This is a genomic window from Clostridia bacterium (assembly GCA_014360065.1).
Lineage (GTDB): Bacteria > Bacillota > DSM-521 > Neomoorellales > JACIYF01 > JACIYF01.
Window position 1 is genome coordinate 1 of record JACIYF010000123.1, and the last position, 7,045, is coordinate 7,045.

Annotated in this window: 5 protein-coding genes; 3 read left to right on the forward strand and 2 right to left on the reverse strand. The window is 53.7% G+C overall.

Annotation, left to right across the window (positions count from 1 at the left end; all coding sequences use genetic code 11):
• Window positions 1-134 precede the first annotated feature (134 nt).
• From H5U02_12955 to H5U02_12965, 3 genes are all read left to right on the forward strand, one after another.
• Window positions 135-992 (forward strand): amidohydrolase, encoded by an 858-nt coding sequence (locus H5U02_12955; protein MBC7343329.1) that lies wholly within the window; start codon window positions 135-137, stop codon window positions 990-992.
• Window positions 993-1,069: 77 nt separating this feature from the next.
• Window positions 1,070-1,864, forward strand: coding sequence for an enoyl-CoA hydratase/isomerase family protein (locus tag H5U02_12960; protein ID MBC7343330.1), 795 nt, complete (start codon window positions 1,070-1,072; stop codon window positions 1,862-1,864).
• A 193-nt stretch (window positions 1,865-2,057) separates the two neighbouring features.
• Window positions 2,058-3,407, forward strand: coding sequence for an amino acid permease (locus H5U02_12965; protein ID MBC7343331.1), 1,350 nt, complete (start codon window positions 2,058-2,060; stop codon window positions 3,405-3,407).
• A 1,391-nt stretch (window positions 3,408-4,798) separates the two neighbouring features.
• Here H5U02_12965 and H5U02_12970 read toward each other — a convergent pair.
• Window positions 4,799-5,545 carry an ATP-binding protein gene (locus H5U02_12970; protein MBC7343332.1) on the reverse strand — a complete coding sequence of 249 codons (747 nt, stop codon included), beginning with the start codon at window positions 5,543-5,545 and terminating at the stop codon, window positions 4,799-4,801.
• Window positions 5,542-7,005, reverse strand: coding sequence for an IS21 family transposase (locus H5U02_12975; GenBank protein ID MBC7343333.1), 1,464 nt, complete (start codon window positions 7,003-7,005; stop codon window positions 5,542-5,544). The genes H5U02_12970 and H5U02_12975 overlap by 4 nt, the downstream gene beginning before the upstream one ends.
• Window positions 7,006-7,045: the final 40 nt, after the last annotated feature.

Here is a 7,045-nt window from a genome sequence, read left to right on the forward strand (position 1 = left end):
ACATAGAAGATCTGCCTATGACTCCGTCCCAGCGAGTCGAGAAATACAAGCTGGTTGCAGCAAAAAAGGATCTCAGAGAAGGCAGCTACGATGCCGTTGAGAAGACCTGGCGCTGACCGAGAGGAGGGCTGAAAGTGATAATAGACTTCAGAGTCAGGCTTCCCCTGAAGGAACAGTTTCCCGATGCAGATCCATCGGATTTGTCATTTGTGCCTTCGTATATGAGCCACTACCTGGAGCTTTTCTCCCTGGGTACCGCCCAGAAGATTGGCGAAGAAGAGTTGCTAGCCTCTATGGAGGCCAGCGGGGTTGATAAATGCGTTTTACAGGCAGAATGGGAGTTTGGAGATTACAGACACATCAACCTGGCCGTAAAAAGACTCGTAGAAAAATATCCTGACAAGTTCATCGGGTTTTGTACAGTTCACCCTGAGGAAAGCCGGGATATGGCTAAGGAGGTGGAGGGATGGGTTAGGAATGAAGGAATGAAAGGCGTAAACCTGCAACCGTGGGCTTATAAGGTTTACGCCCATGACAGGGTATTCTATCCTCTCTACGAGAAGTGCCTGGAGCTCAACATACCGGTTACCATCCATACGGGGATCAATTACAGCCTTACCCGTACCATGGACTATGGAAGACCACTCTACCTCGATATAATCGCCTGTGATTTCCCTGACCTGAAGATTGTTGCCAACCACGGCGGCTGGCCCTGGGTTAATGAAATGGTAGCAGTGGCGTGGAAACATCCTAATGTCTACATCGAGACCGGGGCAGTCAGCCCGAAGTATATAGGCCGGCCGGGAACAGGGTGGGAAGCCTTCATTCATTACGGCAATACCATCCTTAAAGATCAGATTCTTTTTGCTTCTGAGTGGCCGCTCCTGCCCATGGAGAGGCTGGTCTCGGAGGCTAATGAGCTACCGCTGAGAAGCGACGTCAGGGAAAACTACCTATACCGCAATGCCGCCCGGATCCTGGGATTGGAATAGCTAAGACCATTGCTTACTTGCCTGTCGGAGTCCTTTAGGGCTACCTAGGCTACAGTCAAGCAGGGAGAGGAAGACAGATGGAATTTCAGGATATTGTTTACGAAAAGGACCAAGGTATAGCGGTTATCAAGCTGGCACGCCCCCATGTTTTGAACGCCCTCCGGGATCGAACATGGCAGGAAATAGACCAAGTGATCACTGACCTCCGCGGAGACAAAGATATCCGGGTCCTGGTTTTTACAGGGGAAGGCCGCGCGTTTTCGGTAGGCGCAGATATTAAAGAGATGGGTGAGGATTTCCAAGGGAAAGTTAACTTTTTTGAAGTCAGGAAGAGCGTCCTGAGGATGCAGAGAATCACCCAAGAGATTATCAACCTCCAGCAGCCGACCATAGCTGCTGTTAACGGTTATGCCCTGGGGGCAGGAGCCGAGCTTGCCATTCTGTGCGACTTGAGGGTGGCTTCGGAGAAGGCCGAATTTGGGTTTCCCGAGGTGAAAGTCGGCCTTTTTGAGACCAACGGGGTAACGCATATCCTCCCAGGGCTTGTAGGGCTTGGAAGGGCGAAAGAACTGATGCTCACAGGCAATACTGTGGATGCCGGGGAGGCATTAAGAATCGGACTCGTAGAGAAGGTAGTGCCTCACGAGAGACTTATGGAGGAGGCAAAAAAGCTGGCACGAAGAATTGCTGCTAATGCGCCGGTCTCAACTTCGCTGGTGAAAAGATGTTTAAACACCGGGGCAGCCGCGACTCTTGAAACGGCTCTGACCTACGAGACAGAAGCGGTAATGGCTTGTCTGCTGACGGAAGATGTGCGAGAGGGAATGCTCGCGTTCCTTGAGGGGAGGGAGCCTAGTTTTAAGGGAAGGTAGTTCATCTGTTCCGACCTGCCGGTCGGGGAGTACACCAACCAGTACCGGGAAAAAAATGGTTTGGCTGAGCAAAAGAATGGAAGATAGGAGGATGGTATGCCGAAAAGGTTCATAATTGCCCTAAAGTTGTGGCATCGGTATGGCCCCATGGGTTTTGATTCCAGCCGATTGGAAGTAGAAAGGAGGCCCTAAATTGGAAAACGAAAAGATGAAAAGGACTGTGGGGGTTGCTGGTGGTGTATTTACTCTTGTAGGCTATGTTATAGGGGCTTCAATATACATCTTACCTGGCCAGCTGGCAGCGGCGTCCGGGCCGGGGGTATTTGTGGCCTTTCTTTTGGCTTCTATTCCTGCGCTTTTGGCTAGTTTTGCAGCTGCCCAAATAGGGGTCGTTTTTCCGGTAAGTGGAGCCAGCTATGTCGCCGTAAGTAGGGTGCTTTCCCCATTTTGGGGCTTTATCCTTGTTTGGACGACGCTTGTAGGTGCCGCGGTGGGAATGCCGCTCCTCGCTTATGGTCTGGCGGATTACTTGGCCTATTTTGTTCCAGGTCTCAATGTGATGTGGACTGCAGTAGCCGTGGTTCTCCTTCTTGGCATCATCAACCTGATAGGAATACGGGCTTCTGTCGGGGTACAGGCAGTAATGGTGGTAGTCTTTGTGGTCGCCCTTTTGTTCTTCGGTGTCACCGGTCTCCTAAATGGCAATTACGAACAAATGACACCTCTTTTTCCTCTCGGTTTCGGTGCAATCGTGATGGCAGCCGTACCAGCATATTTTTCCTATTCAGGCTTCATGGTTATAGTGGAAATGGGAGAGGAGATTAAGCATCCTTCCAAAGCCATTCCCAGAATTCTAATTACCAGCTTCCTGGCAGTGCTTATCGTCTATACTATAGTGACCCTGGCACTTCCAAGTATTATTCCCTGGGCCGCACTTAGCGGGGTCCAGGCGCCAGTTGGCGCAGCCGCCAGCAGATTCCTCCCGGGGTGGCTTGCCGCAGCTATATCGCTAAGTGCCGTTCTTGCCGCAGCTACCTCGATAAATGGCGTTCTGCTTACTCAAACAAGGGATGTTCTAGCTCTAGCACGGGATAGGATTTTTCCGAAGGCGTTCGCACACATTGGCAGAAGTTCGGGGATTCCGGATAGGGCCGTCATTCTCATGGTTCTGCTCTCAGTTGCGGGAATTCTGCTTGGTGCCAGCATAACAGAGTATGCAGTAATGACAGTTCTGGCTTTCATGGTAGTGCAGATTCTTGCAGGGGTAGCTCTTCTGAGATTACCTAAGAAGTTCCCGGAAGAGTTTCAAAAGGCTACTTTCAGGCTGGGGAGCGCGGGGCGACTGTTTGTTGCATTCGGTCTTATTGTTATATCGTTCTTATTCATGATCCTTGGCATCAGTCAAAGCCCAGCACCATCACTAGTGTTCCTTGGAACAGTTGTCCTGGGGTATGTGTATTACGAACTGCGAAAAAAGATGTTAAAAAAGTACGGAGTTATCATCGAGGAAGAACTCCATAGGCAGATATCCGAAAGCATTTAAGTGACCTCCTCCCCCCAATTCATTTGGGGGTATCCCGCAGGGGTTAACCTGCAGAAGCCAGGGCCATATTCTGTACCCCGGAAGTTTCCGTGTACCACCTTCCCCCGCGGGGTACGGTGGTACACGGCACGAGCGGTGAAGCCTTCCGGCTTCGCCGGCGGCCCAGCTCGGCAAGGGTTTTGTTGAGCAGGTTCACGGCGGAGTTCTCGTCCCGGATTCACCGCCCCTTCTGCCTGACTTCCAAGCAGCTAGCAGAAGGTGGACTGTATAGTTAATTCGGATGATTGGGAATGGTAACCGCTAGGGATTGAAGGGTCTCTTGGTAGGGGAGGCGCAGGGTGCGGGCCAAATCTCATCGGCCAGCCGGCTATTTGAGGGGAGGAAGGGCTAGATGGCCCTATACAATGCCTGAGGCGTCTGGTTCCGGATTACATGTTCGAGGATACCGATTACGCGCTGCGGGATATGGTCCGGGATTATGTTGAAACCGAGATCTTCCCCAGGCGCCAGCAGATCGACGAAGACAAGGGGGGTTGAATGTTCCACAAAGACAGTCCCTTCCCTCAACAAGAACGAGGCCCTGGCCGCGGCCCAAGGTAAATTGGTTATATGATGACCAAACTTGGTTGAGGCAACTAAAAGGGAGTCGTCCCGCCATGATCTCCAGGCACATCCCGTGATGCCGTGTATGCGGCTCCGGCAGGCAGTAACAAGAAAGGTACCGTGCCAAGTGTCGGTCTAGGAGCACTTGGCAAGCGCCCTTTACCACCGCAACCACAACCGGCCAGAAGGTGGTCGTGAGCCGGAGACGCTAAGGGGTAGCCGGCCATGTCGGGAATGAGCATAGCCGGGACGTGAAAATTACAGGTTTTGTGGAATTCGGTGTTGCCCGGTGCATGAAGAGACCTTGTCATTTCAACCGGAGGGTTAAGGGAGCTCCGATCGAGGCCGATCCTAGTTGTTGGGAAGAAAAGGTCGCGCTCAAAGCACCATCCGTACCAAACAGCCGGTGATACGGCCCGGCACTGAACCTCCTATCAGATCAAAGAGATCTGCCGCAAGGTCTTCCATTTCTGCCTGCACGCGATCCGGCACAGGAGCTTACCGGCCGGGGGTGATGTTGAAGGATAATGGTTAGACGGGGATATTTCCCCTGTGCGTAAGATGGCCGGTGTCGCCGGGCTCCGGGGAGCTTACTCTTAGGGGATTGCAACTGGTATGCTGACTCTTTAAGGAGATGAATGACATGGGTGCGTTTGTCAACACAAAAGTGATCCAGTTGCTATTATGGAGCTGATCCATCTTTGCTAATGTAGAACTGATCCAGTACCCAGGTGTTGGGGAACCCTCCCCTCCCCCGGGGGAGGGGAGGGCCGACCGGAAAACAGTTCTTAGCCGGCCCTTGTTCTTTGGTGCTGCTTTAGGCGGTATGATTCGGCGTTCATGTTTAGGATATGCGATTTGAAGGTGAGCCTGTCTACCAAAGCAGCGGCCAGCATGTGGTCCCCGAAGATTTCCTCCCATTTGGAGAAGTCCAAGTTGGTATTGATTATTACGCTACCGCGCTCACTCCTTTCGGCGATAACCTGGAACAGCAGTTCGGCATCGGGACGCGGGAAAGATACGTAGGACAGCTCGTCAACAATCAGCAGGTTGACCTTGGCCAGTTCCTTTAACATCCTGCCCAGTTTCTTTTCGGTTTGGGCTTCACAAAGCCTGGTCACCAGATTGGCCGCAGTGAAAAAGCGGGTGGAATAACCGTGAATACAGGCCTTAATGCCCAAAGCTATACTCAGATGGCTTTTTCCGGTTCCCGGGTTACCGATCATGACCACATTTTCCCGGCGTTTGATAAACTCCCCTGCTGATAACTCCAACACCTGGGCTTCTTCCACATGGGGTAGAGCCTCAAACTTGAATTCTTCCAGGGTTTTCTGGAAGGGGAAACGGGCCAGTTTGATGCGTCTTTGAACCTGGCGCTCCTTACGGCTGGCAGCTTCCCTAGAAAGCATCTCCCCCAGGAATTCTTCGTACCCCCAGCCTTCGGCGGTGGCCTGGCGGATTACCGGCTGGCAGTCAACAAAGGTAGAAAGCTTAAGTTCTTTGGCATACAGGGCAACAGCTGGCACCTTGCTCACTGGACTTCACCTGCCAGGAGGTCATCGTATACCTTAAGGTTTACCGGTTCTACCTTGGGGAAAGCAGCATTAACGTTCCCCGGCTGAGTGTCTTTACGCTCGAGATAATAGCGCACCCCCTGGTAGGTATCCTGGCCGCTTTCTAGGGCCAATACAATGGCTCTCTCCACCTCCAGGACCCCGTGGTTGATGACCAGCCCCAGGACCTTGGCCAGCTCGTGATCTTCTCCCCGGGAAAGAAGGCGGTCTTTCAGCTCATTAAGGCCCGGGGGCAGGTTGGCCCGGCGTAAGGGGGCAGCATTGGCCAGAGAGCGGGGCTTTTTCACCAGCACCGGCAGGTAGTGCTCCAGCTCCAGGCGGGTTTCGTTCTGGCGGTGGAGGCGGGGATGGTAGGCCACACAAAGGCCGCGGTGGTAAACCTTAACCTGAAAGGGGTAGCCCTTGACGGTTACCGTCCGGCCCACCAGGTGCACCGGGACCGAATAGCGGTTCCGGTCAAATTTGACCAGGCCCAGGTTGTCTACTTCGGCCACCCTGGTAAGGGCGTACTCGAACTCCTTGGCCGGCAGAGGGGTCAGGTGCTGCCTTTCGGCGGCCAGGGCTTCCTTGACCGGGGTGGGGTGATAGCGCAGGTGCTTGTCCTGGTAGCCCAGGCACCTTTTATCCAGTTCGGCCTGCAGCTCCTCCATTTTGCCTACCCGCGGCACCGGAACCAGGACGTTACGGCGGATGTAGCCGACCAGCCCTTCCACCAGACCTTTTTCGTTGCCGCTGTCCGGGTTGCAGAAATCGGCCCGGAAAGCGTAATGGCTCCTTAAGGCCACAAAATCGTCCTGCTCGGCCTTGACGTAACGCCCCCAGCCGTCTTTAACCGCAGTCTTCAGGTTGTCATAGATCAGCCGCCGGGGTACCCCGCCGAAGAAGCTAAACGCCTGGAGGTGGCCGGCCAAGAAGAACTCGGTGCGCTGGGCGGGAAATGCGGCTACATAAAAAGCCGAGCTGTAGCAGAGCCGGTAGCAGAATATCTGGACCCTGGTCCTTTGGCCGTCTATGTAAGCTACGGCTTCGCCCCAGTCCACCTGGGCAGCTTCCCCAGGGTCAAACTCAAGGGGTATGAAGGCTTTGGTATCTTCCAGGCGCAGCTCCCTTACCAGCTTGCGGATGGTAGAGGAAGCCCCGGCAAAGCCGTATTCTTCCACCAGGCGCTGGTAGATGCGTTCGGCGGTATGGCGCTGTTTCGGGGGTGCAGTCCTGTCCTGGGCAAGCCACTCCCTGACCACCTCTTCCACAGGCCCAGTTACCCTACGCCGGTACTGCCGCCCTTTGGTTTCCCAGGGGACATTCTCTCCCTGGCAGTAGCGCTTCACTGTATTGCGGGAAATACTCAACTTACGGGCTATGGCGCGCTGGGAAAGCTTTTCTACTCCATAAAGGTACCTTACCTGCTCGTAAAGGCTCATATTGATCACTCCCTTTCTCCCCCCATACTGTGAGCTTCCC

Bases quoted from the DNA above. Each gene is read 5' to 3' on its own strand.
- H5U02_12960 (MBC7343330.1), top strand. From the start codon at position 1,070: ATGGAATTTCAGGATATTGTTTACGAAAAGGACCAAGGTATAGCGGTT.
- H5U02_12975 (MBC7343333.1), bottom strand. From the start codon at position 7,005: ATGAGCCTTTACGAGCAGGTAAGGTACCTTTATGGAGTAGAAAAGCTT.